The organism is Thiocapsa sp., from assembly GCF_022340925.1.
Classification (GTDB): domain Bacteria; phylum Pseudomonadota; class Gammaproteobacteria; order Chromatiales; family Chromatiaceae; genus Thiocapsa.
In genome coordinates this window covers 13,273-40,161 of sequence record NZ_JAJDNA010000024.1, presented here as the reverse complement: position 1 = coordinate 40,161, position 26,889 = coordinate 13,273, and the positions used below count along the sequence as shown (strand labels likewise).

General features: G+C 67.8%; 23 protein-coding genes and 1 pseudogene. 9 read left to right on the top strand and 15 right to left on the bottom strand.

The window, feature by feature from the left end:
- From LJE61_RS03635 to LJE61_RS03610, 6 genes are all read right to left on the bottom strand, one after another.
- Nucleotides 1-278 (bottom strand): cation efflux transmembrane domain-containing protein (locus LJE61_RS03635; RefSeq protein WP_296917452.1); only part of this gene is annotated, 278 nt, incomplete at its 3' end.
- 171 nt (nt 279-449) lie between these two features.
- On the bottom strand, nt 450-1,103 hold the full coding sequence (locus LJE61_RS03630) for a cytochrome b/b6 domain-containing protein (protein ID WP_296917450.1): 654 nt from the start codon (nt 1,101-1,103) through the stop codon (nt 450-452).
- Nucleotides 1,103-2,758 carry a tetrathionate reductase family octaheme c-type cytochrome gene (locus LJE61_RS03625; protein ID WP_296917448.1) on the bottom strand — a complete coding sequence of 552 codons (1,656 nt, stop codon included), beginning with the start codon at nt 2,756-2,758 and terminating at the stop codon, nt 1,103-1,105. Before LJE61_RS03625 ends, LJE61_RS03630 begins: the two co-directional genes overlap by 1 nt.
- A 268-nt stretch (nt 2,759-3,026) precedes the next feature.
- On the bottom strand, nt 3,027-3,617 hold the full coding sequence (locus LJE61_RS03620) for a cytochrome C (RefSeq protein WP_296911235.1): 591 nt from the start codon (nt 3,615-3,617) through the stop codon (nt 3,027-3,029).
- Nucleotides 3,618-3,632: 15 nt separating this feature from the next.
- Nucleotides 3,633-3,989, bottom strand: a complete 357-nt coding sequence (locus LJE61_RS03615; RefSeq protein WP_296917446.1) for a DUF1924 domain-containing protein — start codon at nt 3,987-3,989, stop codon at nt 3,633-3,635.
- Complete coding sequence (locus LJE61_RS03610) at nt 3,989-4,600, bottom strand: cytochrome b/b6 domain-containing protein (protein ID WP_296911231.1); 612 nt, start codon at nt 4,598-4,600, stop codon at nt 3,989-3,991. The genes LJE61_RS03615 and LJE61_RS03610 overlap by 1 nt, the downstream gene beginning before the upstream one ends.
- Before the next feature lie 147 nt (nt 4,601-4,747).
- Here LJE61_RS03610 and LJE61_RS03605 point away from each other — a divergent pair, with 147 nt between their 5' ends.
- From LJE61_RS03605 to LJE61_RS03585, 5 genes are all read left to right on the top strand, one after another.
- The gene (locus LJE61_RS03605) at nt 4,748-5,104 is read left to right on the top strand and encodes a PepSY domain-containing protein (protein WP_296911229.1); all 357 of its coding nucleotides are present in this window, start codon (nt 4,748-4,750) and stop codon (nt 5,102-5,104) included.
- Nucleotides 5,104-5,790, top strand: coding sequence for a response regulator transcription factor (locus tag LJE61_RS03600; protein WP_296917444.1), 687 nt, complete (start codon nt 5,104-5,106; stop codon nt 5,788-5,790). The genes LJE61_RS03605 and LJE61_RS03600 overlap by 1 nt, the downstream gene beginning before the upstream one ends.
- Nucleotides 5,791-5,956: 166 nt before the next feature.
- Nucleotides 5,957-7,324 carry a sensor histidine kinase gene (locus LJE61_RS03595; RefSeq protein ID WP_296917442.1) on the top strand — a complete coding sequence of 456 codons (1,368 nt, stop codon included), beginning with the start codon at nt 5,957-5,959 and terminating at the stop codon, nt 7,322-7,324.
- A gap of 205 nt (nt 7,325-7,529) precedes the next feature.
- Nucleotides 7,530-7,967, top strand: a complete 438-nt coding sequence (locus tag LJE61_RS03590) for a hypothetical protein (protein ID WP_296917440.1) — start codon at nt 7,530-7,532, stop codon at nt 7,965-7,967.
- A 323-nt stretch (nt 7,968-8,290) separates the two neighbouring features.
- Nucleotides 8,291-8,833: an outer membrane protein gene (locus LJE61_RS03585; RefSeq protein WP_296909262.1), complete on the top strand. Its 543-nt coding sequence runs from the start codon at nt 8,291-8,293 to the stop codon at nt 8,831-8,833.
- Nucleotides 8,834-9,100: 267 nt separating this feature from the next.
- Here LJE61_RS03585 and LJE61_RS03580 read toward each other — a convergent pair whose 3' ends face one another.
- A complete protein-coding gene (locus tag LJE61_RS03580; protein WP_296909263.1) occupies nt 9,101-10,324 on the bottom strand; it encodes a phosphatidylserine decarboxylase in 1,224 nt (407 codons plus the stop codon).
- A 412-nt stretch (nt 10,325-10,736) separates the two neighbouring features.
- Between LJE61_RS03580 and LJE61_RS03575 the strand changes: the two genes are divergently transcribed.
- Together LJE61_RS03575 and LJE61_RS03570 are read left to right on the top strand one after the other, a co-directional pair.
- Nucleotides 10,737-16,226, top strand: coding sequence for a DUF7379 domain-containing protein (locus tag LJE61_RS03575; protein WP_296909264.1), 5,490 nt, complete (start codon nt 10,737-10,739; stop codon nt 16,224-16,226).
- A gap of 442 nt (nt 16,227-16,668) precedes the next feature.
- Entirely contained in the window at nt 16,669-17,871 is a 1,203-nt protein-coding gene (locus tag LJE61_RS03570; protein ID WP_296909265.1) for an autotransporter outer membrane beta-barrel domain-containing protein, read from the top strand.
- A gap of 18 nt (nt 17,872-17,889) precedes the next feature.
- Here the strand turns inward: LJE61_RS03570 and LJE61_RS03565 are convergent, their stop codons facing one another.
- Genes LJE61_RS03565 through LJE61_RS03550 form a run of 4 tightly spaced genes read right to left on the bottom strand, consistent with a single transcriptional unit; the run spans nt 17,890 to nt 23,776 of the window.
- A complete protein-coding gene (locus LJE61_RS03565) occupies nt 17,890-18,690 on the bottom strand; it encodes an alpha/beta fold hydrolase (RefSeq protein WP_296909266.1) in 801 nt (266 codons plus the stop codon).
- A 29-nt stretch (nt 18,691-18,719) separates the two neighbouring features.
- Nucleotides 18,720-21,017: a tetratricopeptide repeat protein gene (locus tag LJE61_RS03560; protein WP_296909267.1), complete on the bottom strand. Its 2,298-nt coding sequence runs from the start codon at nt 21,015-21,017 to the stop codon at nt 18,720-18,722.
- 3 nt (nt 21,018-21,020) lie between these two features.
- On the bottom strand, nt 21,021-21,677 hold the full coding sequence (locus tag LJE61_RS03555) for a toll/interleukin-1 receptor domain-containing protein (RefSeq protein WP_296917438.1): 657 nt from the start codon (nt 21,675-21,677) through the stop codon (nt 21,021-21,023).
- An 11-nt stretch (nt 21,678-21,688) separates the two neighbouring features.
- Complete coding sequence (locus LJE61_RS03550) at nt 21,689-23,776, bottom strand: TIR domain-containing protein (protein WP_296909269.1); 2,088 nt, start codon at nt 23,774-23,776, stop codon at nt 21,689-21,691.
- A 241-nt stretch (nt 23,777-24,017) separates the two neighbouring features.
- Between LJE61_RS03550 and LJE61_RS03545 the strand changes: the two genes are divergently transcribed.
- Both LJE61_RS03545 and LJE61_RS03540 read left to right on the top strand, forming a co-directional pair.
- Complete coding sequence (locus LJE61_RS03545; RefSeq protein ID WP_296909270.1) at nt 24,018-24,278, top strand: TIR domain-containing protein; 261 nt, start codon at nt 24,018-24,020, stop codon at nt 24,276-24,278.
- Nucleotides 24,279-24,409: 131 nt separating this feature from the next.
- Nucleotides 24,410-24,676, top strand: a complete 267-nt coding sequence (locus tag LJE61_RS03540; RefSeq protein ID WP_296909271.1) for a hypothetical protein — start codon at nt 24,410-24,412, stop codon at nt 24,674-24,676.
- Here the strand turns inward: LJE61_RS03540 and LJE61_RS15305 are convergent.
- The 4 genes and pseudogenes from LJE61_RS15305 to queF form a co-directional block, all read right to left on the bottom strand.
- Nucleotides 24,663-24,950 (bottom strand): formylglycine-generating enzyme family protein, encoded by a 288-nt coding sequence (locus LJE61_RS15305; protein ID WP_519972617.1) that lies wholly within the window; start codon nt 24,948-24,950, stop codon nt 24,663-24,665. The two genes, LJE61_RS03540 and LJE61_RS15305, sit on opposite strands and share 14 nt — an antisense overlap.
- Nucleotides 24,930-24,998, bottom strand: a pseudogene (locus tag LJE61_RS15375) (nSTAND1 domain-containing NTPase); the annotation flags it as partial. The pseudogene LJE61_RS15375 and the gene LJE61_RS15305, both read right to left, overlap by 21 nt.
- Before the next feature lie 95 nt (nt 24,999-25,093).
- Entirely contained in the window at nt 25,094-26,407 is a 1,314-nt protein-coding gene (locus LJE61_RS03535; RefSeq protein ID WP_296909272.1) for an FGGY-family carbohydrate kinase, read from the bottom strand.
- Between the two features lie 38 nt (nt 26,408-26,445).
- The gene (queF, locus tag LJE61_RS03530) at nt 26,446-26,835 is read right to left on the bottom strand and encodes a preQ(1) synthase (RefSeq protein WP_296909273.1); all 390 of its coding nucleotides are present in this window, start codon (nt 26,833-26,835) and stop codon (nt 26,446-26,448) included.
- Nucleotides 26,836-26,889 lie beyond the last annotated feature (54 nt).

The following is a 26,889-nucleotide window of genomic DNA, read 5'->3' as shown; positions in this document are numbered from 1 at the left end:
GCCAGGTCCTGGGCTTTGCCATGGCCGAAGCGGTGGCCGGCATCCGGCGGCATGAGTGACCAGCGGACCGCCAGGAGGTTGACCACGGAGGCGCCCGCGTCCATCGTCGAGTCGACCAACGAGGCGAGCACGCTGATCGAGCCCGTAACCAGCCAGGCCCCGAGCTTGGTCAGAATCAGCAGGCACGCCGTGGCAACCGACGCATAGGTGGCGAGGCGGAGGAGTCCGGAGGTGTTCGCGGCCATCTCGAGCGCTCGAGGCTCAGACCATTGGGCCATGCGCACCTCCAGGCAAACACGGGGCCGCCAATCACCAAGCGTAAAGGCTCAGCTCCACGGGCGCGGAAGCGCGTCCTGGCCGCTGTCGGCGGATGCCACTCCGTCGTTCTGTTGACGCGGCAGGTCCGCGTTTCTCGGTCGCTTGATTGCTGGCCGGTGGCCGCGTCAGGATCAACGGATGTCCGCGGGCTGGTCCGTGCGCAGATAGGCCTCTTCCTCCGGCGAGAGATCCACCTCGTCGAAGCCGGTGATCATCGGCATCAGGTGGTCGCGGAACGAGTGCCCGGTCGTCAGCATGTAGACGTGGATGAACACGAAGGCGAGGATCAGGAAGGCCGCCGCGGTGTGCACCTCCGCGATGCCGTTAAGCCACTGCGTGGCATGCGGCATGTCGCGCCAGGCGAAATAGAACATATACGCGAGGCCGGTGACCCAGATCGCCGGGAACAGCACGATCTTCAGCATCAGGTAGGCCAGGGCCTGAAGCGGGTTGTGCTTGCGCCAGTACGCCTTGCGGTAGGGGTGGCGCTCGCCCTTGAAGATGCCATAGCTGTAGAAGCGCAGCACCCCCCACATGCCCGATGCTGTGGGGATGAAGTGTCGCCAGCTTCGCGTGGTGAACAGCCAGAACACACTGAAGGCCCACAGCAGCAGCAGCGAGAGGGCGGCGGCGGTATGCAGGGTCACGGCATCCTGGAAGCTGAAGACGTGATGGAAGCCATGCAGCCCGAAACCGGTGATCACCAGGACGAAGATGAGGAGCATCTGGGTCCAGTGCCAGAAGCGCTCGAACAGGCTGAAGATCTTGACGCGGTGCGTGGCCATCAGTGGTGCTCCCCTGCGGAGGCGTTTTTCGGCGAGAAGAATCGGATCAGGCCGTGGATGAGAATCCCGCCCAGGATCCCTGCGACCAGCAGGGTACCGATGATGTCGAGCCAGCGGTTGTGATCCCGGCCGGGCATGTAGACACCCTCCACCGATGCCAGCCGGCTGCCCGTCGGGGCATGGCAGTCGCCGCACGCCAGCGCCTGCTCTTTCGGCGCGACCATATGGGTGATGGGCCACCAGGAGATGGTCTGGATAAAGCCATAGTCTCCCGAGTAGTCCAACCCGAAATCGGCCATGCCCTTTTCGATGGCCGCGGCCATGTCGTAGTTACCCCAATAGGCGGCATCGTCCTCACCCCACAGGTGGGTGTAGACCAGGGTTCCGTTGCCCTTGTCATAGGGCTGCCAGGTCTGCATGCGTTTGAACGGCCAGATACGGGATCGGGCATCCTCGCGCGAGCCGGTGAAGCCGTTGATCTCGATCGACTCGGCCTGCGGGTCGAACCGGGTGTCGATGGTGGTGTAGAGCATCTGGCCGTCGAACCAGGCATACCTGGGGACCAGGTTTTCGTCGTAGGTGAAGTTGCCCTTGATCGACTTATAGGTGTAGCGGTGGTCGCCGTTGGCCTGGATGTAGCCCTCCTCATGATAGCCCTCCCCGTTCCTGGTCCTCCCGGCGGTGCGCCAATCCCAATCGACGACGGTCGCGACGCCGCCGCGGGCAAACTCGGGGATATGACAGGTCTGGCAGGCGATGCTCTGCACGTGATCGTTGAGCTTGAAGCGCGCAAGCGAATCCACCGGATGCGGCGCGAGACCGTGGCACGACTCGCAGGTGGCGACGTCGGTGCGCTGACCGGGCTTGCCGGTGCCCTCGGTGTCCTTGGAGACGACGCGATAACGGCTGCCGGCCCAGACATGGCGGTTGGTGATGTGGCAGGCGGTGCAGGCGAAGTTCAGACCATCGACGCCCATGTGCACGTCTAGTGTCCGCGGCGGACTCTTGAGGGCCGAGGACAGGTCACCGTGCTTGACGTTGTCGCCGCCGCCGCCGTTGAAGTGGCAGGCACCGCAGTTGGCGCGTTGCGGGAGCTCCACGCTCTGTGCCACCGCCGCCAGATCGATCGGCGGCTTGCCCTCGAACATGACCGAGCAGGCGGGGCTGCCAAGACTGTTCGGGGTCTTGTAGTAGGTGCCGGTGGTCTCGTGGCAGACCAGACAGTCGATGTTGGTCTCGTCGCTGAAGTCGAAGCTCTCGTCCTTCCAGCCGTAGCCGGCATGGCACTGGGCGCACATCCCCTCGTTGCCGCGGGCGTTGGTGCAGAAGTTGTTGATCAGGTAGCGCTTGCCGAGCTGTTGGCCGGTGTCCGGATTGGTGTAAGACCAGGTCCAATGGATGTTGCGCATGAAGTGGCCGCCGGTCTCGGTATGGCAGTCCAGGCAGGCCTTGGTGACCTCCGGCCCGGAGCTGAACGGACCCCGAAGCTCCTCGAACTTGGTGTGGTCCGCCGTGCCACCCTGCAGCGGACCGGAGACCTGTGGACGCTGCAGGTCGGTCGCCGGGGGGGTCGGCCAGTTGTCGCGCGCATGCACGCCGCCGCTGAGGAGTGCGGTCGAGAGGAGACAGGCGAGAGCGCCGATCGAGGCTCGCATGATATCGCTCCGAAGATGGGCTGGGGCCGGGCCGGCATCCATTGGAGGCCCAGACAAACCCTGTCACCGGCCGTATACCAACAGCAAGCCTAGTTCAGATCGATCCCGTTTTTCCTGACGTCGCGCAATGACTCCGTCGGTCGGCACGAACCGAGCCGGCGTGTCGTGAATGTCTCGACACGGGCCGCGCGGATCGGCATGGCGGCGGGCCATCCGCGGCTTCGAGGATGACCCGCGCGTCGCCGACGGCGTCGGATCGCTCGGGGACTCAGTCCTCCCAGCGGCCGTGCCCGGGAACCGACACCTGTTTCTCGTTGTAGACGCCGTCGGCGGCACCCCGATGACAACTGTCACACTGGCTGAAGCTGCCCACGTCGGGGTTGCCGATCACCAGCCGCGGCGGGATCTCGTCATGCTCGTGCAGGAAGTAGCGGGTCCGGGTGATGCGCGGCAGCCCCGTACCCTGGCCGGCGGCATCGGGACGCGCCGCCACGGCAAAGGCCCGCGAGCGCGAGCGCCCGGCCCGATCGGCCGAGTTGGCCTTGAGATAGCTGGCGATCTCGGCGCGGAGGTCCTCCGACAGGGAGGCGTCGTCGCCGAAGTGCGCGGCCAAGGAAGTGGGCTGCATGATCAGGATCCAGGCGTCCCCCGGAAGCAGCCCCGGCTGATAGGCCATGTGGCAGGAGCCGCATTCCCGGACGTAGGTCTCGTTGGTGACCGGCGCGACGTCGGCGCGCGGCCTCAGCCAGCCTCCGCGCGCCTCGTCGTCTTCATCGTCGTCGCCGAGCGCCAGGCCGACGGCGCCCAGGGAGAGCAGCGCCGCGGCGATCATCATGAGGATTCGGGTGGATGTGGGCATCTCGTGTGGCTCCCCTTATTGGGTGCGGATATAGCTGATGAAGTTGGCCTTTTCCTGCGGACTGCACTCACGCCCGAGGGTCCAGCGGCAGTTGCGCAGCAGCCATTTCTCGACCTTGGCCGAGTCGGTGAGCCGCTGCGGATTCATCGACGGCGCAAGCGGCTCGATGACCTTGTGGGTGACGGCGTGGCGACCCGGCGCGGTGAGGTCACGCCCGTGACAGGTGACGCAGCTGCGGCCCGCGGAGCCGTCCGCCTGGGGATATGCCTTGACCCAGGCGGCGGCGCCGGCCGCCGCGTCGGTCGCGCGGAGCACCCCCGGCGAGGCCAGCACGCCGGCGGCGAAGAGGATTGCGGGGAGGACGGATTTCATCAGGCATCCCTCCGCTTGAACCCGCTGATCATGCCACCGATGAGGTTCTCGTGATGCGCGAAGCTGGAGAAGAGCACACCGGCCACATGGACGACGACGAGCCCGAGGGTGAGATTGGCCAGGACCTCGTGGACCTCCTCGAAGCGATGGCCCCAGGACGGAGCCAGGGCACGCATCGTCCCGGCCAGGGGGCCGGAAAGCTCTTCGGCACCATAGACGGCCATGCCGGTCAGTCCGGTCGCCGCGACGGCGACCATGAGGGCGACGACCATGGCGCCCCCCGCCGGGTTATGGCCCAGATAGCGCGGGGCGCGCAGGTGCAAGGCATCCGCGATGTAGGCGCGGACCTGGCGTGGGCTCCGCACGAAATCGCTGAAGCGGGCGTGGCGGGTGCCGATCAGGCCCCAGACCAGACGCACGCCGATCAGGGTCAGCACCAGATAGCCGGCCCAGACATGGACGCCGAGGAGGGCGTCCTCGACGACGAAGGCAGTGGCGAAACCGGCCACCAGCGTCCAGTGGAAGATCCGCACCAATGGGTCCCAGACGCGGATGCGCTCCGGGGTCTCGTGTCGCTCGGTCGTCGCTGCGAACGCGTGTTCAGTCATCATCAATTCGCTCTCCTGTGTGTGTGCACCGCCGGGTTTCAGGCCGCGATGGAGCTTGGCCTGGGGTGCAGACTACGGGAGCTGGCCTGACCAGACCCTGAGCGGTCTTGTCAGCGAACGGTCAGGTCGATTGCGTCCATAATGGGCGACATGTGGATCCGAAGGCTCCATCGGCTGAACCTGGCCGCCATCCTCGTGATGGCCGTGATGCCGCACCCGTCGCTCGCGGACCGGCTCGGACACGCCGGCGGAGTGCGCCCTGCCCACGACCAGGATCGCGCCCGGGATGCGCTTCAGCGGGGCGAGGTCCGCCCAATCGCGGAGATTCTGCAGGGGGTCTCGGCAGAGGTGCCCGGTGAGGTGATCGAGGTGGAGCTCGAGCGCGAAGGTCATCGCGATGGCCCGCACTGGGTCTATGAGCTCAAGGTCATCACTGCGAGCGGAAGACTGCTCGAGATCCTGGTCGACGCCGCGACGGGGCGGATCCTGGCAGTGGAGGAGGACTGATGCGGCTGCTCTTGGTGGAGGACGACGAGCGCCTCGCCGAAGGCCTTGTCGCCGCACTGACGGCCGCGGGATTCGTCGTGGACCGCGCGGCCGACGGCCGAGCCGCGTGGTTCAAGGGCGATACCGAGCCCTATGCGGCGGTGATCCTGGATCTGGGGCTTCCGGGCATGGACGGACTCTCCATCCTGCGCAAATGGCGGGCAAACGACCAGCGCTTCCCGGTGCTGATCCTGACCGCGCGCGGCGATTGGCACGAACGGGTGGAAGGCATCGACGCGGGCGCGGACGACTACCTGCCCAAGCCGTTTCGCATGGAGGAGCTGCTGGCCCGGCTGCGCGCCCTGGTGCGCCGCGCCGCGGGCCAGGCCAGCGCGGTGATCGTCAACGGCCCGGTCGTGCTCGACACCCGCCGGATGGCCGTGAGTGTGGAGGGTGTCCCCGTCCACCTCTCACCGCAGGAATATCGCCTGGTCAGTTATCTCATGCAGCACGCCGGGCGGGTGGTGTCGCAGCTCGAGCTGACCGAGCAACTCTATGCCCAGGACTTCGAGCGCGACTCAAACGCCGTCGAGGTCCTGGTCGGGCGGGTGCGACGCAAGCTCGGAATCAATCTCATCCAGACCCGCCGGGGTTTCGGCTATCTGGTCGAGCCGGAGCGGGGCGATGCGGAACCGCGCCCGACATGACTTGCTCCAGTGCGCGTCAACCCAGCCTGCCGTTCACCCGCGGCGATCGGCGGGACGCGGTGATGAAGGACAGGAAACCGAAGCCGCGTCGACGGCGAGACCATGGGTTGCCGCAGCGCCCGGTCGGCAACCGCACAGCCCCAGATCACGCCGGCCGCGCTTCAAGGTGACCGGTCGCTCCCTGCGCGCACGCCTTTGGATCGGTGCCGCCCTCTCGATCACACTGGCCCTCGTCGTCGCCGGGCTCGGCTTGGTCACGCTCTTCGAGCGACATGTCGAGCGGCGCATCGGAGAGGAGCTGCGCGTACAGCTCAACCAGCTCGCGGCCGCGGTGACGGTGACGCCCCAGGGCGATGTCGCGCTGACCCGCGAGCCGGCCGACCCGCGCTTCGGCCAACCCCTGAGCGGACTCTATTGGCAGATCGACGGCGTCGGGCACCCTGGGCTGCTGCGCTCGCGCTCGCTCTGGGACCAGCTGGTGGAGCTCACCGCAGATGACCTGGAGCCCGGGACCGTCCATGCCCATGAGGCCACGGGGCCTGGCTCGCAGCGGCTCCTGGTGCGTGAGCGGCGCATCCTCTTGAAGCCGGGTGGGAAGACCCTGTCCCTGCGCCTCATGGTCGGGGTCGATCGGGCCGAGCTCGCGTCCGCGCGCGATGCCTTCGCAGCGGACATGCTGCCCTACCTCCTCTTGATCGCACTGGTCCTGGCTGCGGCGACCTTCGTCCAGGTCCAGACCGGGCTGGCGCCGCTCGACGCGGTTCGGCGCGGTCTCGGCGCGATCCGTTCCGGCCGGGCCAGGAGACTCGGCGAGGCCTATCCCGACGAGGTCATGCCACTGGTCGGCGAGGTCAATGCCCTGCTGATGGAGCGCGAGCAGGCGGTCGACCGCGCCCGGGCCTGGACCGCGGACCTCGCCCACGGCCTCAAGACCCCGCTCGGTGCGCTGGTCGCCGATGCCCAGCGTCTGCGTGAGCGGGGCAACGCAGCCCTGGCCGAGGATCTGGAGCTGCTGGCGACAAGCATGCGTCGGCGCGTCGAGCGTGAGCTGGTGCGCGCCCGGGTGCGCTCCGGGGCCCATGTCCGTCAAGCCCATGCCGACGTGGTCGATGCCATCCGTCGTCTGCTGCGGACGCTCCAGCGGACCCCGGAGGGCGCGCGGCTCGACTGGCGGGTGGTCGCGCCGCCGCAGGCCCGTGCCGCGCTCGTCGCGGATGATCTGATGGAGCTGCTCGGCAACCTCTTGGAGAACGCCGCCAAATGGGCGCAGTCAGAGGTGCATGTCCGGGTGAGGCTGGGCGACCGGGTCGAGATCCAGATCGCAGACGACGGCCCGGGTGTTCCGCCGGAGCAGCTGTCCCGTCTCGGCGAGCGCGGCCTGCGCCTGGACGAACGCCGAGACGGCAGCGGCCTCGGGCTCGCGATCACGCGGGACGTCGTCGATGCCTGCGGCGGCACGCTCCTCTTCGAGGCCGTGGACACGGGCGGCCTGTCGGCCCGGGTGCAGCTGCCGAGAGCCGCGTCGGATTCATGAGGCGAAACCCATCGGTCATGCTCGCTCCGGGCAGGATCACGCCGCGGAGGGCGGCGCTTTCAAACGCCCACGGATGTTGCGGCGCAACACTCGCGTGGCTCCGCCAGCCCGCAACGGATGCTCGTGCCCACGCAGACGTCGCCAGATTTGCGCCCGCCGCGCCTCTTCGGTTCCAATGGCCGGGACCGGAGAGTGAGGCCAAGCCATGATGGAAACGACCAAGTCATCGATCCGCACCCTCAGCTGCGTCCTGCTCGGGACCGTTCTGGCGGCGGGCTGCTCTGGCGCGCGCGAGGATGTGCGCATCAGCTTCTGCAAACAGCTGGTCATGACCCAGGTCGACGATCCGGGGACCGTGCGTTGGAACCAGGTCAAGACCAATCCGCAGCGCTATTCCGGCCTCTCGGTCGTCCTGGGGTTTGAGGCTGACGGCAACGAACACCCGCGACAGGCCGTCTGTCACTATCGGTACAATGCGGTGGACGACACCGCGTTGATGCTCAGCGACCCCTTGTCCGCCTATGCGACCTCACCCGAGACCATGACCATCGATGGCGAGCCGCTCCCCCGGCCGGTCCTCGCCAAGGCCGTCAAGGCCGCGATGATCCAGCAGGGCAAGGCGTTCATCGATCGCATGCGCTAGTCGAACACAGGCACAGCCTTCACCGCCGATCCCGGCCCTGACCCCCCGCCCGATGCCGAAGCCAGTCAACCGAGCCCGACGCGGTCAGTGCCGAGACTGAGTGCACGCAGCGCGCTCGAAGCGGTCGAGCAAGCCGCAGGTTCCGACACCCGGGGGCTGAGCATTTAGGCCAAAAAACCACATGAAATCGCTGTTGCCTTCTTGCACACACCTGCTATCATTCACGCAACAGTGAGCGCCACATGTTGCTGGCGCGCCACATAAACGGGAGTGCCCATCACACAGGGGCATTTCGAAGCGCAACCATCGCCTGGAGTAACAAGATGACGTCCTCCACCCGCAGTCCACTGTTTGCCGCTGCGAGCTTTGCCGCGGCCCTCGCCGTGTCGACCGGCGCCGCTGCCTTTCAGGATCAGGGCGACAAAGAGGTCGAGTTCACCGGCGGCTTTTCACATACCTCCGGCAGCAACATCGGCACGGTGAATGCCGATGTCTCGGTCGGCTACTATTTCGCCCCCCGGTTCAATTTCGGCCTCCGCCAGACCCTGAACTACAGCTTCGTGGACGAAGGCTCGGACACCTGGACCGCGAGCACCATCCCGTTCGTGAACTACAACTTCGAGACCGCCAATCCGAATTTCCGCCCCTTCATCGGCGCCTTCGTGGGTGCGGCCTACAACGAGGACAACGCGACCGGGACAGCCGGCCCCGCCCTCGGTTTCAAGTATTTTCTGAGCGACAACACGGCACTGGTCGCCCGCTACCGGTATGAGTGGTATTTCGACGATCTGTCGTTAAAAGACGCCTCGGACACCTCTGACGGAAACCACATCGTCACCGTCGGTATGAGCTTTCTGTGGAAATAGCGACATGCGCGGCTGACTGACGCTCCCTCCTTCCCTCCTCTCGCCGGGCAGACCAAGTGGTTGCCCGGCCTTTTCTTTCCGGGCGCCCTGCGCTACCCGATCTGGAAACGGCGGGCCGATCCTTGCGCCGCCTTCCCCGGCGCAACCGACGCTGGGCTGCGAGCAAATGTGACTCTTCGCCCCCGACAAGGCTTGGATGGAACGCGAGCGGGCTCCAGGGGCCCCGTCACCAACCAACCCTGCTGCGGTTGACGGTGCAGACCGGCTTCATTCCCCCGGCGTGTCGAAGATGCCGATCTGGTTTCCGAGCCTCACCTGGATGGCGCCGGAGCTGTAACGGCCGGGCTCGAAGATCATGAGAAAGAGCGACCCACCATAGAGGAAGTGGCCGAGCTCGTCACCGCGCTGCACGGGCACGGGCGTGTCGAGCTCACTGAACCGATCGTGAAACACGACGGAGCTGATGGTGTTCAGCCCGATCGGCACCAGGGCAACGTGCCCGTATTGTCCGGTATCCACGACGAAGTAACCGCGCTGGAAGTGCTCGAACTGGCCGAACTCGGTGCCGACGTACCCGACATTGCCGCTGGCCGGGACCCAGGCGGGGAAGTCGTCGTAGCCGAACGAGGGGGCCTCGATGATCTTCGCCTCCACCACCTGACCGCTCACGGGGGCATGATAACGGTGGTAGGTGCCGGGCATCAGCACGCAGGAGAGGGCGGTGCCGCCGACAAAGCCTTCTGCGTATTTCGAGCCGTCGAGCATCTCGACGATATTCAGGGCTGAGTTGAACTTGGTCGGGATGTCGGACTGCAGGTCCGTGATGCGGTGAGGGACTGCATTCATGATGCAATCGGTCGGCGCGGTGATGACATAGTCCCGATCCGGCATCGTCTGCGGGCGGCTCGTCGCCTGATCCTTCAGGGAACGGGAGAAAAAGGCGTTGAAGGAGGTGAACCCCCCGTCGGGCCCTGACGGATCCGGCAGGTGATAATCGTCGCGTTCAATCCGCGGCTCCGCCAACCAGTCCGCGATCCTCGATGTCGAGCCCTCGCTGTCCATGAAGGCGCCGCGTTCGCGGGCGAAGCGCTCGGTGATCTCCCGTCCGGGACTCCGCTGTACGAAGGCCACTCCGTACTCGTTCCTGTAGTAGAAGCCCGCAAACTCCTTGATGTACCTCAACCCGTCGTCGCGGGAGCCGTCGATGGAGGGGAGGAAGGTGCACCAGCGCGCGAGGAAATCCGCCAGATAACGGATATCCTTGCCGCGCCACACATTGGGTCCGTAGTCACCGGGAAGCGGCTGAACGTTGGCCAGGGCCCGATCCGTCAGCGCCCGGAAATCCGCGTCTTGCTCATAGGTACGCAGCAGCTGGTCGATGGAGCCCTGGCAGGGGCTGGCCTCCTCCGGCATTGCCGGTGTGGCCGGCACGATCCAGACGAGACCCGCCAGCAGCAACGCCCGGAGATGATGATGCTTCGATCCGCTCATGATCGTCGCTCCGCTCTGCTTTGACCATCACATGGCTAAAGCATAGATGCTCGGCGAGCGACGACGGGGACAGGCGCGAGAATCAACCGCCCCGCGGCCTCGCACCCGATACAACACCGTCGGCGAGACGGGTTCCCAATCCCATCTCCCGCGGCTGCGACTATAGTAGTGCCTGCGGAGTTGCATCGATTTCGCGCTGAGCAGGGAGGCGAGGGCGGGCACGTCTGCCCCTGGCGCGTTCGAACGCGGCTCGGTCCCGGGACCCAGGCCGGATGCAGCCGCGGTGGCAGCGGGCCAGTCGATCCGACGCGCGCCACCTGACGCACGGACGCCAAGGGACAGGCGGCCGCCCCTGGGCAGTTGGTCGGGCCATCGGTGTGTCATGGCCCACCCGAGCGGAGGGGGGAGAGTCATGTCGGAAGAGAACAAGACGCCGGAGTACGTCCTGCCCGGGAAGACCGGGGAGACTGGGTACCGGACCTTCTCGCCACTCGATGTCACCGCTCGGGTGACCTCGATACGGCTCTCGGAGACGCGCGACGAAGGATCCGAGATCAAGGTCAAGGTCGACCCCGCTGATGTGGTCGCCGTTGAGCTGGACGACGGCTTCACGCTCTGGATCCGCGGCGACGACCTGCGGCGTGAGCTCGGCGAGGAGGCGCGCGACGGCGGGCTGACGCTGCGGCCGCGGCTCGGCGGCGGCGATTCGCAGCGGGGCGTCGCCGGCTGGGTTCTGAAGGGCCTGAAGATCTTCGGCTTCGACCCCGTCGAGGGACTGGTCTCAGCCACCGCCAAGGCGGTCGAGCCAGAGGGCGGCAACCTGGTTCTGCAGCTCGACCCCGGGGTCCCGAGGCCCTGGGTGCCGGAGGCGTGGCGGCCCGTCGAGGGGCCGCTGCCCCCGGGCTCAGACGATGCCCCGCTGCTGATCCTCCTGCATGGCACCTTTTCCTCGACCCTCGGCAGCTTCGGTGAGCTGATCAAGGCACCTGGACCCGCGGCCGCGCTGCAGGCCGGCTACCCCGGCCGCATCTATGGGTTCGAGCATCGCACCCTGACCGAGAGTCCCATCGCCAACGCCTTGGCATTGGCCAAGCGCCTGCCGGCCGATGCACGGCTGCACCTGGTCAGCCATTCTCGAGGCGGGCTGGTCGGCGATCTGCTGTGTCTGGCACCCTTGATCTCGGAGACGAGCCTGCTCTCGCCGAAGGACTTGGCGCGCTTCCCGGCCGACGACCAGCGGGACCTGCCGCAGCTGCTCGAGGAGCTGCGCAGGAAGCGCCCGCGGGTCGAGCGGTTCGTCAGGGTCGCCAGCCCCTCCCGCGGGACCACGCTCGCCTCGGGACGGCTCGACCGTTGGCTGTCGGTGGTCTCTCACCTGATCTCCAAGCTGCCGATTCTGAGCAACGCCGTCGGCGAGGCGGTGATCGAGCTCATCCTGGCCGTGGTCAAGAAACCCAAGGATGCCGAGTCCCTGCCGGGTCTGGCGGCGATGATGCCGGGATCCCCCCTGGTGGCCCTGCTCAACCGTCCGGACCTCAGGATCTGGGACGAGTCGGAGCTGGCGGTGATCTCGGGTGATATCGAGGAAGCAGGCCCCTGGAGCCGCCTCAAGCTGCTGTTGCCCGATCTGTTCTTCGCCGGCGATCACGACCTGGTGGTCAACACCGGCTCGATGTACGGAGGGGTACGACGGACACGCGGCTGGTACTGCTTCGACCAGGGCGCCGACGTCAATCACTTCAACTACTTCGGCATCCCCGCTCAAGCAGACGAAGGCGGGGGCGCCGCGGCGCAGCCGATCACCGTGGATGCGCTGCTGCTCGGATTACGCGGGACGCTGCCGGGCAGGCTTTACCAGCCTTTGGCGGAAGCACCTGTGATCGCGCCTGCACGCAGCGCGCGTGGCGTCTCCGGACGGCGGCCCGTGCTGTTCGTGCTTCCCGGTGTGATGGGCAGCTCGCTCGCCGTGCGCGACCTCTCGGAGGAGGTCTGGCTGTCCCTCGGACGGATCGCTCTGGGGCAGCTGGAGCGACTGCGCATGGATCAGCCGCTTGCGATCAAGCCCACGGGCCTGCTCGGCCTTGCCTACGGGGATCTGCTCGACTTTCTGGACCGCTCACACGACGTCCTGCCATTTCCGTTCGACTGGCGGCGCTCGGTGCGCGAGGCGGCCGCCCTGCTGGCGGAGGAGGTCGATCGCGCGCTGGAGCGGGCCGAGGCCGGCAATCAGCCGGTGCGCATCCTGGCTCACTCGATGGGCGGTCTCGTTGCCCGCGCCATGATCGCGGAGCGACCGGAGCTGTGGCAGCGGATCCTGGCACTGGGCGGGCGCCTGGTCATGCTCGGGACCCCGAACCGGGGCTCCTGGGAGATCGTCCGGCTGCTGGTCTCGCAGGCGGCGACGCTCAAGCAGCTCGCGCTGCTCGACGTCACCAACGACCGCGCGGAGCTGCTCGAGATCATTCGCGATTTTCCGGGCGTGCTGGAGCTGTTGCCCGACGATCCGCGCGACTTTTTCTCGGCGGGGATCTGGCACAGGCTGCGTGCACACGACGAGGAGCGATGGGGACTGCCGGGCCAGGGCCGCCCAGAGGCATCGGCCCCGAGCTGGCTGGAGCAGGCGCGCACGGCGCGCGCATGGCTGCGGGACCGGGCGGTCGACCCGCAGGGCATGGTCTATGTCGCCGGCCAGGCGCCGGCGACCCCCAGTGACGTCGAGGAGACGGTCGATCGACGCTGGATGCTGCCCGACAGAAGACGACTGCGCTTCTTCGTCTCTCAGCGCGGCGACAGCAGCGTGCTGTGGGACGACGGCCTGCTGCCCGGCGTGCCGACCTGGTACGCGCCGGGCATCGGCCACGGCGACCTGGTCAACGAGCGGACCCTGTTTCCCGCCATCGCGGACCTGCTCGAGCAGGGTCGCACCGAGGCCAAGACACTCCAGCGTGAGGAGCCGGTCTCCCGCGGCACCGATGTCCGCCGGGAGCTGGTGGACCGGGAGCCCGCCTACTATCCGGACGAAGCCATGCTGGTGCGCACCGCGCTGGGTATCGGCCGGGCGCCCTCGCGGGCGCCCGCGCGGCGCGCCGTGCGCGTTTCGGTCACCCACGGCAGCCTCGCCTTCGCCGAGCACCGGGTCGCGGTCGGTCACTACGAAGGCGATACCATCATCGGCGCCGAGGCCTATCTGGACCGCGTGCTGGGTGGTCGGCTCAGCGCCCGCCAGGCGCTGGGCCTCTACCCGGGGCCGGCCGGCAGCCACGCCCTGTTCGACCATCCGTCACCGTCGGGAAAGCCGCCCGGGGCGCTGGTCGTCGGCCTCGGCGAGGTCGGCGGTCTGACCCCCAGTCTGCTCTCGGCCACGTTCGCGCGCGCCTTGTTGGAGCTGGCGCGCCAGATCGTCGAGGGCGGGGATCCTGCGGGCGGACCGCATCGGATCGCTATCTCGAGCCTCCTCATCGGCACCGGTGCCGGCGGGATCAGTGTCCAGGATTCGGTGCTGGCGATCCTGCGCGGCGTTTTTGAGGCAAACTCCACCCTGGATCAGGCCGGCCAGGCGGACAGCGTGCATATCGCGACCCTTGAGCTGGTCGAGCTGTGGGAGGACCGCGCCATCAGTGCCGCTCGTGCGTTCGCTCAGATCGATCAGGACCCCGAGCTGGCAGGAGGCTTCGAGGTGACGGAGCTGGTGCGCCAGGGCACCGGTGGCAATCGGGGAGTGCGCGCCTCCGGGCAGGACCAGGAGTGGTGGCATCGGTTGCAGGTGCTCGGCGACGAGCGCGGCGCGCTGCGCTTTACCCTGCTGACCCAGCGCGCCCGGGCCGAGGAGACCCTGGTGCCGACCCAGGCCGAGCTGGTCGACCGTTTCGTGGCCCGTGCCTCCGCCGCCACCGCCTACGACCCGGACGTGAACCGCACGCTCTTCGAGATGCTGCTGCCGAACCGACTCAAGGACGGCAGCGTGCTGCGCAGCAACCTGGTGCTGGTGCTCGACAAGGAGGCGGCTCGTTTCCCGTGGGAGATGCTGGAGGACCGCTGGTCCCAGCCGCTTCCGGGCCAGCGTGCCACGACGCGCTCCGAGCGCAGCGACGGCCGCAAGCCCGGAGCGGTGGAGTTCGGGATGTTGCGCCAGCTCAAGACGCCAAGCTACCGGGCCGAGCCGATCATGTCGCTGGGCCGCTCGGCCCTGGTCATCGGTGATCCCCGTTCGGACTTCGTACCCCTGCCCGGGGCACGCGACGAGGCCAGGCGCGTGGCCGGCCAGCTGGTGCAGTCCGGCTACCGGGTCACCCAGCTGATCGAGCCGCGTGACGAGGAGGTCATGGTCGCGCTGCATGCCGATGCCTACCAGATCCTCCATCTCGCGGGGCATGGCGTGCACCACCACCTGCTCGAGAGCCGCGCCCAGCGCCGGTGCGACGCCTGCGGGCAGCCGCTGGCGGGAACGGTGCAGGAGCCTGATCTGGTCAGCGGCATGATCATCGGCGAGGGCATGGTCTTGACCCCGGGCGACGTGGAAAAGATGCGCCGTGTCCCCGAGCTGGTGTTCCTCAATTGCTGTCACCTCGGCAGCCTAGACGGCACCCGGAAGGATTCCGACCGGGATCAGCCCCATCGGCTCGCCGCCAATCTGGCCGCTCAGTTCATCGAGATGGGGGTGCGCGCAGTGATCGCCGCCGGATGGGCCGTCAACGACCGCGCCGCGTTGACCTTTGCCGACGCCTTCTACCGCCAGATGGCGGCCGGGCGGCGGTTCGGGGACGCGGTGCGTCTGGCCCGCGAGCAGACCTGGCAGGAGCACCGCGCCTTCAACACCTGGGGCGCCTATCAGTGTTACGGCGACCCCGACTTCAGTCTGGGCGGCGGCGGTCGGCGCGGCCAAGGCCCCGCAGCGATCGTCTATGTCTGCCCGGCCGAGGTGGTCGCGGACCTCGACAACCTGCTGGCCGATGCCCAGACGGCGAGCCCCGCGCGCATCGCACAGCTCCGGGAGCGCCTGCAGCGCATCGAGCAGACATTGGAGCGTGTCGCCGACAAGAGCGGCGACGACTGGCGCGAGCGCGGCGACGTGGCCGAGGCCCTCGGCCTCGCACAGGGCGAGCTGGGCCGGTTTGAGGATGCGGTGAGGAATCTCGACCGCGCGATCCGAGCGGTGGACGCCCGCGCCACCTGGTTCGCAATCGAGCGGCGCGCCCGCTACCAGGCACGGTGCGCCAAAGCCCTCCACTTCAGCGGCGAGGACCGGGCGAAGCAGGCGGCGCAGCGGCTCTTCGAGGTGGCGCTGAAATCGCTGAGCGACCTGGAGCGCGACCCCGAGGGCCGCCTCACGGTCGAGCGTTATCGCTCCCTCACGGGCATCCATTGGCGACGGGTGCAGACCCTGCCGGCCGCTGAGCGAGAGGCCGAGCTGGAGCAGCTGGTGTCGGTGTTCGAGCGGGCAGCGGAGCAGCTCAGCCGCGGCTGCGGCGATCCGCTGGATCCCTACGGGCGGCTGCTGTGGCTGACCGGCAAGCTCATGCTGACCGCCTACAGCACACTGCGGCGCGGTGACGTTTGCCCGACGTTCGATGAGTGGTGCACGGAGCTGGAGCGGCGTGCGCTGCAGTACGAGCTCGAGTACCCGAGCGCGTCCGCGGATGCCATCAAGCTGGAGGTGCACATGCTCCGGCTGGTCGAGGAGGGGGCGCTGTTGGAGGAGCGCGCCGAGGAGCTCGTCGCGCAGCTGCGCGGCATCCTCGCACGCGGCGTGAGCCACCGGCAGCTGTCGTCGATCCTGGACTTCGTCGAGCTGCTTCAGGTCCTCAGCGAGGGCGCAACCCACAAGAAGAGGCGCTTCCACCCGCAGGCCGCGTCCCTCGCGCGCATCGGCGATGCGCTGCGAGCCTGGCAAGACGGCGGATGAGCGGGGCAGCGGAGACAGCGAGAGCAATCATCACCGGGCAGTCTTACCCAGTGAAGCGTGGTGACGTGCGGCGCCCGGGCGATTGGCGCCGGAGCAGTTTCAACCCTTCAGTGAGACGTGGCTGGTCACCGCCGGGCTTTAAGGAGTCGGATCCGGCGCGCCCGCCCGAATGGATATCGAGGAATCGGGGGAATAGTTGACAGTAGCCTTCCAATTCGGGAAGCGCTGCAATATCAGCATTTCCTTAGGTTGACACAACCGAATCTGCGCCTACACTGGCAAAACGCCGGTGTTCAATAGATGAGCTTCTTGAAATTCGCTGCCGGTAATGGAATACGCGGCTGGCCTCTCGCGTGCGGCAGGAGAGACCATCGCGATGGCGCATCGCTCTGGATAGCGTCTGCTGGGACGCAAATCGCCTCATCGTTCGGAGGATGCTAATGTGGCACTAATTCCCAGGGCGTTTTGGTCGATAGGGCTGGCGGCGGCCGTTGCTTGGCCACTCGGGGTGCGGGCGGCGTGTACGCAAGACCCCGAGCTGGGGCTCGTCTGCCGGCCTGCCGGTCCGGTCGCGGTGGGTCTGGTCGGGTCCACCTCGGACACCGGGCTGCGACGCACCATCGCACTGGCCGTGACCGAGGAGCTGCTCGAGGACGAGGCATCGGAGACCGGAGGCGGATCGGGTGACGGTCCCCCCTTCGACGTTTCTGTCTCGCTGCTTTACGGGAACAAGGACTACGACGGCGAGAACCTGACGGGTCCAACTGGCGGACTGTCGGGTAACGTGCAGGGCGTCACGGGTTTCACCAGCGACACCTGGGGCGGCGTTCTCGGTGTGACGCTGCGCGGAACTCAGTACTTCGCCGGAGCGGCCATCGACTACTCCGAGGAGAACGCCGACTTTCAGGACAATGCCGGCAGCAGGGATACCGAAGAGCTTGGGGTGCAGCTCTACGGCACCTATTATCCCTTGGCCGACAGGCGCTTGTTCTTGACCGGCGTGGCTCGCTACGCCGGCATGGACATCGAGACGGAGCGGACTTTTCCCATCTTCGATCCTGCCACGGAGGTTCAAACCGGGCGGCTGAACACGGCGCGCGGCAGCACGGATGGGTTGAATTACGGACTCTACGGAGGCGCCGGTTACAGTTGGCCGCTGCAGGAGCAGACGCTGCTCACGCTGAGCGGTTGGCTTTCGTGGCAGCGGAATGAGATCGACGGTTATTCGGAGACGGGCGCTTTGCCCCAGTCACGCGACGGCGAATCGGCGAATCTCCGCTATGACGACGACAAGTATTCCACGCTCGACGGCGCTCTGACGGCAACGCTTCTCCATGAAGTGCCGATTCCCAACGGCCGCCTATTGCCCTCCGCCTCACTGAGCTATGTACACGAGCTCGAAAGCGACACGCGCACCATCAATGCCGAGCTGATCGACCTCGACCCCAATCTCGTCAATAAGATCGACGACAAATTCATCCGCTTCCAGACCAACGAAGCGGATCCGGACTATTTCCGTATCGACGCCTCCTTGACCGCCCAGCTCAATCAGGGAACGACCCTATACGCCGCCTATACAGGCACCCTCGATCACGACTGGCGCGACGAGAGTTTCTTCAGCATCGGCCTCAGCCAGACCTTCTGACCGCTGCGGCCGCCAAGCTCACGGCCGCCGGTCGAGCCGGCGGTCGAGCTCCGCCAGGATGCCCGCCCAATGGCGCTCCCAGCCCGTTTGATGCCTGGTTTCCGGCAACAGGGCGAGCTCGCCGCCGGTGTGCCTCACAGCTTCGCGCGACAGGGCGGGAGGCACTTGCCTGTCTTGCGCGCCGGCATAATGCAATTGCACGGCTCCTTCGGACAGCGGCCATTCCCGGACAGGGTTCAACGACCGCCTAAGGCGTGTATAGCCATGCACGTCCGCCCAGGCGTCGATGTCCAGGTTACCGGCCAGCGTGACCACCGCCACCACCTCCGGGACGCGCGCGGCGAGGAGCATCGACAGGGCTCCACCGCCGCTGAAGCCGATCAGCACCAGCCCGTGGTCCAGGGGGACGGCCTGGGTCAGCGCCTCGGCCATGCTGGCGACGACCGCTTCGCCGTACCGGGCATGGGTCCACAGGTTCTGCGAGCAGGGCGGCGCATCCGCGTAGCCGTGATAGCAGGGGCGGCCGAGAACGAACACCTGGGCGGGATCCAGAGCCAGCAGCCGCAGGACCACGGACTGCCGCGGCGTCGGGTCGGCGGACGCCACCCCTGGATGGGCGTAAGGCCTGCCGTCCCCGGTCAGATAGACGTGGATTGGACCATGGACCATCGGCTGGCGCGGCCTGGAATAGAGGGCGTGTCGATAGCCGCGTCCCTGCACCTCGGCCCGCTCCAGGCCGGCTTGCGACGCAGCGCGCTCGAAGGCCTGGTGCGCCGCGCCGCAGCCGGTGAGCAACAGAACCAGGACCCCGCGGGACAAGGCGCAGCAGACCTTGTCGGCTGCTCGCTTCAGCGTCCTGCCTCCCCGTCCAGCGCCGCGAGCTCCCCCTCCACCGCCTCGAGTCGCTCGGCATACTCCGGGCCAAGCTCCTGGTAGATCCGCCTCGTCTTCTCAAGCTGCCGCCGCGCTTCAGCCAGGTTTCCCAATCCCTGGTAGACCTTCGCCAGATTGCGGCTGCGTGATGCGACCAGCGGCGGTCGCTGCGACCGTTCGGCGACGGTGATGGCGGTGCGGTAGAGCGGGACGGCATCGTCGAGACGCCCCAGACGCATCAATACACGGGCGAGATTGCTGGCGGCGGTTCCGGAGTCGGGGTGGTCTTCACCTAGCTTGGAAGCCATCGTCCCGAGCGCGTGCTGCAGATCGTCCCGGGCGGCTTCGAGATCGCCCAGCCTCTCGTAGACCACCGCCCGATCGTTCTCGTAGCCGGCAATCACGAGGCTCTGCTCGACGATCTCATCGTCACCCAGCTGCGATTCCGCGAGTGAGATCGCCTTGTCATATTTCTTCTTGGCCTCGTCGAGGCGGTGCTGTCTCACGTAAAGATCGGCGAGGCCGGCATGGAGCGAGGCGATCACGAGGTGCGTCTTCTCCACCTGCCTCTTCTTTCGCGCATTCGTCTCCCAGACGGCGAGGGCATGATCGTAGAGACGCTCGGCCTCGGAAAGTTTGCCTCTTTTCATCAGTGCCTTGGCAATATTCTGACTGACAACGAGCGTGGCGTGATGATCCTCGCCGAGCTGCGCTTCATAGACGCCCTTCACGCGCGTCCAGAGGGACTCTGCCTCGTCGTACCTGCGCAGGCTGTAATAGAGACCGGCCAGGTTGTTCTGGGTCGCGGCCGCCTCGAGAGGCCCGGCCGGGTCTCGGGTGTCATTGATCGCGACCGCGCGGAGATACAGGGACTCGGCGCGCCCGTATTCGCCGCGAATGGTCTCCAGCCAGGCCCAGTTCGTGAGGATGGGCACCAGGGTCGGATGATCCCCGCCGTGCACCAGCTCCGTCAGGGACAAGGCCTGGGCGTAATGGTCCTCGGCCGAGTCGAAGTCGTTGATGGTGACCTTGGCATCGGCCAGACCGCCGTGACTCGCCGCTTCCAGCGCGACCTGCACGCCGGCGTCCAACCCCTCGCCGCATCGCGTGGCTTGCAGCGCCTGGCTGAAGCGGTCGATCGCGTTGGTATAATCGGATTGGGCGAAATACAGGCCCCCGATGTTGTTCAGGATCGTGATGACCGCCTCCTCCGGGACCTCGTCCTGGTGATTCTCGCTACATTGGAGCGCTTCCTCGTACAGCGTCTGGGCCCTGGTATAGAGTCCGGCGTCCTGGTAAGCGCCTCCGGCGAGGTCGAGATAGCGTGCCTGGTCCGGTGCGTTGCCGGCTGTTTCGAAATGGCTGGCCGCCTCTTCGAACAGCTCGGCAGCCGGCATGTAGCGGAGCTGGGCCCGCTCCAGCTCGGCGCGAGCGGCAACAATCTGGGCCTTGTCGCGCATCACCGGGGACACCGCGGGGGCACTCCGCGAAACGATTGCGTCCGCGTCCCGCAACAGCCGGTCTGCGGTCTCGTAGTCGCCACCCGCGATGGCGGCAGTCGCCCGAGCGCGCAATTCCGCAATCTTCGGATCGCGCGTCGTCAGCGCCCGCAGCCGCTCGACAAGCTTCAGGTGTCCGTTGGCAATCTCGGTGAGCTTGTCGGACAACTGCTCCGGGGGGACCTCCTTCTGGCCCAGGATCGCGAGAAAGTTCGCGGTGGCGCAGCGGCTGAAGCGCAGGTCGCTCGCCAATCCCTCCAGCCGTGCGAGGTATCGTTCATCCACGCGCCGTACCTGCTGCATGAGCTCCTCCAGGTCCTCTGGCGGGATACCGACGGCGAGATGGCGCTCGACATCGATGGAACCCTGCTCCGCGATCCCGTCTTCACGCACCCGATCCTGATCGGGCGCCGGCCGGCTCCGGCGCTCGCGGGCCAGCCGCGCGAGCCATTCGCCGATCTCCCCCGGAGGGGGCGGCTCCCTGGCGACTGCCGCGACCAGCTCCTCCGCCTCGCAACGGCTGAGATTCAGGTCCGTGGCGATCTGCTTGATGCGTTCCGACTGGGCGTCACGAAAGGCCTGCTGCTCGTGGATGAGATCGAGCAGCGCGCGCGGCGTGCAGATGATCGAGATGGACCCGCCCACCCTGATCGAGCCTCCGGCCGCCACACCGCAGACGGCGGAGACCCGGGTCTCCGCGGAGGCCGGCGGCGCCCATGACAGGAGCGCAACCACTGCCAAACCGGCGGCGGCGAGGCTCAGCCGTCCGCCCACGGCCTACTCGGCCGCCTCGGGCGCACGCTCGGCGCCCTCGATGTTGAGGTTTCCGCCAACGCTGATGCCCCCCCCCGCGGCCACCCCGCCTCCGGTGGCGTTGATGACCTGGTCGGGCCCTTGCGAGAGCTGGTAGACGGCCCACAGCCCGATCGCCACGGCGACGGCGACCGCAACCGCGAAGACGGCGGATGGCATCCAGCGCACCCCTTGCCCCGCGGCGCGAATGTGTCTTCCCGACTCGGCCGGGGTCGATGTCGCCAGTCTTTCGGCCATTCTCTGGACCGCGAAAAACGTCTCCGCGGCGGCGTCGCCCGCAGGCGAGAGATAGATGTTCGAGCGCAGGTACGGGGGAACGTCCCGACCTTCGAGATTCCCGAGATCAACCACCAGCACGCGCCCCTCGGGACTGGGCCACTTGCGCCGGACGAGATCCAGCTCGGTCAGCGCATAGGACCCAGGCTCGACCGACTCCGGCGACAGGATGAACACGCACAGGTCGGCGCCTTCGATCCGGTCCTTGATCTTCGCGTCAAAGGCATGTCCGGGCTGCAGGTCACGGCGATCGAAGAAGACGTCGTGACCCACGTTGACGAGCTTCAGATAGATCCGCTCCGCGGTCTCTTTCTGTTCCGACGCATAGGAGACAAAGATCTTCATCGCCACTCCTCTCAGCGGCCTGCGGCGGCGCTGAGGTTGCCGAGACCCTTCAGGATCAGCTCGATCATGCGCGCGACGTTGCGGGTGTGAAACAGCTCGCGGTTCTCGGCCTCGCTGAGAAGGGGGTTGATGGCGGCGGCCCCGGTGCCGCGCAGGAGCTGCACCATCTCCGGGTAGTCCCACCAGACCTGCCCGCAGCGATCGTAGAGTGTCCGCATTGCCTCCGCATTGGGGGCGCGCCGCTGATAGTCCCAGGTCGCCTCCGACCTCTCCCTGCCCTCCAGAAGATCGATGGCCAGGGTCGCCGCGCCGCCGAAGGCGCCGATCAGGAAGACCGGCTGACCCGCCCGCGCCGACAGGACGACCTCTTCAAGGACGCCCGGGACGCGGCCCGCATACCACCGCTCGTCCGAGCCGGGACCTTCCCCGGGCGGCCCGAATCTGCCGCCCAGGATGATCCGGGCGGCGATCCCGCCGTCCTTCGCGGCTTGGGCCTCGCGCATCCGGGTCATGCCGCGCGCCCAGCAGTAGCGGTGCTCCGGCGACTGATCCGGCGGGAAGGGGTTCGCCTCGACCGCGTCGGCGACTGCCTTGCCGGGACAGGCGTCGAGGTCACCCGGGCGAGGGATGTGCTGGAGGCGTGCGACGAGACTGTACCGGGCAACCAGCTCCTGACCGTAGGGCAGCGGCCAGCCGACCGTGTTGACGATGCGCTCGACCCGGTCGACCCCCTCCAGACAATGGTGGGCGCGGACCAGCTCGAACAGCACCTGGGTATAGCCTTCGTCGCCGAGGTGCCCGCCGTAGACGAGGGTCGCACCCTTGAGGAGGAGATAGCGCGAGAGCTCGACCATCGCGCCCTCCAGATGGACCTCGTCGAATCCGAACCGCAGGATGTCGGTGCTTTGCGACATCGAGAGTGCGATCTGCGCGCCCTGGAGCGGCCGCTCGGCGGCGAGCCGGGAAAGCGGTGTGGTGGTCGGCACCCTGGTCTCGCTGAGCAGCGCGAGCTCCTCCGCACCGAGTGGCGGGTCCGGGTAGAGCACCGTCTTGGCGCCCCTGGCCTGGAGCAGGGAAAGCAGCTCCGGCGGCCGGGCGGAGATCAGGTCACCCTGGTGCGCGACCGCTTTGAGCAGCACCGTGGCGTGCAGATAACGCAGGGTCTCCTTGAGCAGCAGGTCCACCGCGGCAACGGCGGAGGCGCGATTGACCGCCGCCTTCTGTGCCTCGCTCTGGTCCGGGGGGATGCAGGGCCAGCGCAGGACCGGCACGTTTCCGAGATAGGGGAAGCTGCGCACCTCCTGGCGGCTGAAGGCGGCCACCACCACCACCGGGCGCTGATGCTGCTTGGCCAGGATGATCTCCTTGCGGCACCACTCGCGCGTCGAGTAGTTGTCAGTGAGCACGCAGAGCAGCGAGCTGTCGTCGATGCCGCGCTCGATGGCCTCGGCAAAGGGGGAGCCGGCATCGATGTCACCCGCGTCCACCCAGGCGCGTACCGGCTGGTCATGCTTGAGATAATCGATCAGTGCGCTCGTGACCCTCGGCTCGACCTCCATGTCCAGCTTGGTGTGGCTGAGGAACAGCGCCACCGGCCCCTTCGCCTCCACGCTCGGCTCCTGCAGCGAGTCCCAGTCCCGCAGCTCACGGCAGAGCTCGATCACCAGGCGCCGCACCACCAGGGCATCCCGCGCGGCCTGGTCCGCCTCGGCAAAGGCACGGACGAAGTTGGTCCCGCCCAGCCGGTCATCGAAGCCCCAGGCAGCCGGGTGGAGCTGAACCGGGAAGAACCGGTGCGGCGTCCCCCGGCAGGCATCCCAGATGTCGCCGATGAAGCGCGACCAGGTGCGCTCCTGACCGCTGTCCCGATCGACCACCCAGGCGTCGGCCAGCACCACCGCGAGGCTCCGCTCGGCCTCGTCGAGGTCGTAGTGCCCCGGCGGGGCGATCCCGTCCGTCGGGCAGAAGACCGTGGGGACCCGCAGACCCGGTACCGCGGGGTCCGCGTTCAGGGCCCCATGGATCGTCCTGGCCAGCTCACGGGCGTCCGCGGATGCCGGATGGAAGATGAGGTGAACTAGCAGCGGGGGCTTCGACATACGCATCCTCGCGCGCCCGGGCCGGGCGCCTCGCCGTGCCGGTGGGCTCGTTCCCCAAGACTAGACCAGCCGGGGATCCGGTGAAACCGGCCGCCGCGCGCTTGGATGGCGACCCGGTCCTGAAAACCGGCTGGCTCGGCGCAGCGGATCCCCCACCGACGCGACCGCTGAGACCCGCCAGAGGGTAACCTTTGGCCCGTACCTGGTGATCGCAACAGCGGGGAACCCCTCGTAACGCGCCGTGACGGACCGCGACCAGATCTTCCTGAGTGACAGCCGCAACGATCCCGAAGCGGCGGCGAGCCTGCGCCCCCGGCTCGAGAAGGTCGGGCTCTGCGTCTTCAAGGACGACCAGAGCATCCGCGAGGGTGAGCTGTGGCTCTCCCGGCTTCAGGAGGCGCTGGAGTGGCTCTGGAAGAAGCCCGACGGCAACCGATTGAGCGGGCGCATGTACATGGAGCAGGGCAGGCTCGCGGGGATCCTCATCGGCAGCGCCGTCTAGGCGCGTTTTTTTGGGCGTTGCCACCCACCGGCGGGCTCCGCAGACACGCAGGGTCCGCTGTGCGGACCGGAAAGCCGCGAGGCAGGGCGGTAACGTCCACCGCGCGGATCAAGGGCTCAAGGCAATTGGCGATGATCAACTGGCGCCGCGCCGAGGTCCACGGCGGGACCTTCTTTTTTTCCCTGGTCACAGAGTCTCGCGCGCCAATCCTGGCCATCCCAGGCGCCCGTTCGCTGCTTCGGGAGGTGACGCTCGAATGCCGCCGGCAATGGCCTTTCCACATGGAGGCCGTCGTCCTGATGCCCGATCACCTCCACGCGGTCTGGCGATTGCCGGGGGGGTATAGCGACTACTCGAAACGCGGGGGGTGGCTGAAGAAGGAATTCACGAAGGAATGAATACCGTCGGGTGGATTGGTCCGCGCAGCGGACCCGACGGGTAGGCGGGCGAGGGCGTAGCGCCGGGGGAGCGAGTCCGGCCGGCGCCCCAGGGATAGAAGCGCTTGGGCTCGCCGGGTCGAGGGTCAGCACCGAGGGCCGCACACTGCCACTCGAATTCAGTCGGCAGCCGGACCTCGAAGCCCAGGCGCAGACCCAACCAATGGCAGAAGGCCATGGCATCCCACCAGTTGACGCTGTCCGCCGGGGCTTCGCCGGCTCTCGCCGCCTTCAATCGCGGCAGTACCCCCGCCCGCACCAGCGAGGACTTGCCGCAGCCCGATGGGTCGAACGGCGCCGGTGTTGCGTCCCTGCTCGGTCAGCCCGATGGGGGACGCTGGCCACGCACCGGCGAGGGTCACCGGGCTTGCGCTGCACTCATCGCGCCCCGCAACGGGCGCGTCCCAGCAGGGCGGCGCCGTAAGCGGCGTCCTGGTGCTCGGCGGGCAGGACCGGGATCCCGAGGATGCGCGCGCGCAGGCGTGTCCAGGTGGGGTTCAGCGCGCCGCCGCCGATACTGAGGACTCGCCGGGGTGGCGGAGCACCGAGCTCGGCCAGCCGCGCATAGCCCTCGGCCTCGATCCGCGTGATCCCCTCCAGCAGGCCATGCAGAAAGCGACTGGGATCGGCGGGGCGGGGCGCGAGCCGGGGTGCGAGGTCGGGGTCGTGCCTGGGGAAGCGCTCGCCTGGGGCGGGCAGGGGATAGTAGTCGAGCCCCGACGGGCGCTCAGGGTCGATCGCCAGGCTGAGTGACGCGATCTCCTGGTCGCTGAAATACCGGCGCAAGACCGCGCCGCCGCTGTTGGAGGCGCCACCGACCAGCCAGGACTCACCCAGGCGATGACTGTAGACCCCGTAGGCCGAGGCCGTGACCGGACGCGCGGCGACGATCTTCAGGACCAGGGTGCTGCCGAGGCAGGTGACGGCATCGCCTGGCGCACCAGCGCCCGCCGCCATCACCGCGGCCGTGCTGTCCGTGGTCCCCGCCAGGACCCGGGTGGCAGGCGACCAGCCCAGCTCGGCCGCGACCGCCTCGGCCAGCGGGCCGACCGGGGCCCCCGGCCGGAGGACCTCGGGCAGCAGGATGTCTCCCGGGATCAGGTCGCGGACCCAGTCAGGCCAGCCGAGGCGCTCGGCGTCATAGCCCAGTTTCAGTGCGTTGTTCCAGTCGCTGACCCCGTAGCGGCCGGTGAGGCGTCCGAGGATCCAGTCCGCCTGGTGCAGCGCGAGGAGACGGCGGTGCGCCACGAACCTCCCCTGCAGATGCAGGAGCTTCGCGAGGCTGGAGGTCGGGCCGCGCGCCGGGCTGTCGGGCGGGGCGGCCCGGTCGATCAGGGCCGCCTCCGGGGCAGCCCGCCGGTCGCTGTAGAGGAGCGCGGGACCGGCCGGGGCGCCGTCGGGCGCGGCGAGCAGGAGGGTTGCCGAGGTCGCGTCGAGGCAGATGCAGGCGGGCCGGCCTTTGGGCAGCTCCGCGCCCAGGCGCCTCAGGGTACCCAGCACCGCCTGCCACCACACCTCGGGGTCCTGCTCGCACCACCCCGGGGCCGGTCTCAGGGGGGCGTCGATCGGGCTGCGCGCGAGGGCACGCGCGCAGCCGGCCCGGTCGATCGCCACAGCGCGACAGCCGGAGGTCCCCACGTCGAGGCCGACGAACAGGGCGTCGTCGGCTGCCGAACGCTGCTCCCGGGTCATCCCCAGAATCCGCTGGTCTGCGCCGGCCGTCCCGGCAATCAGCGCAGTCGAACGGGCTGCGCCGCCTCCCACCCGGCCGCCCGGTGCTCGGCAACCACGGTCGTGTAGATCCCCCCGCGGACGTTGAACTCGGCGGTCAGGCGCATGAAACGCGGCTCGGTGGCCTGGACCAGATCGTCGAGGATCTGGTTGGTCACGGCCTCGTGGAAGGCACCCTGGTCACGATAGGACCAGACATAGAGCTTGAGCGCCTTGAGCTCGACGCAGCGCGCCTCCGGCACGTACTCCAGGGTCAGCTCGGCGAAGTCCGGCTGGCCGGTCTTGGGGCAGAGACAGGTGAACTCCGGGATCCGAATCCGGATGCTGTAATCACGCCCCGGTTGGGGGTTCGGGAAGGTCTCGAGCGCGCGGCTCGGGGCGCTGGGCATGCTGCTGGTCTCCGCGGAAGCGTGGAACCGGACCGGCGCCCGCGGGCGGGCCGA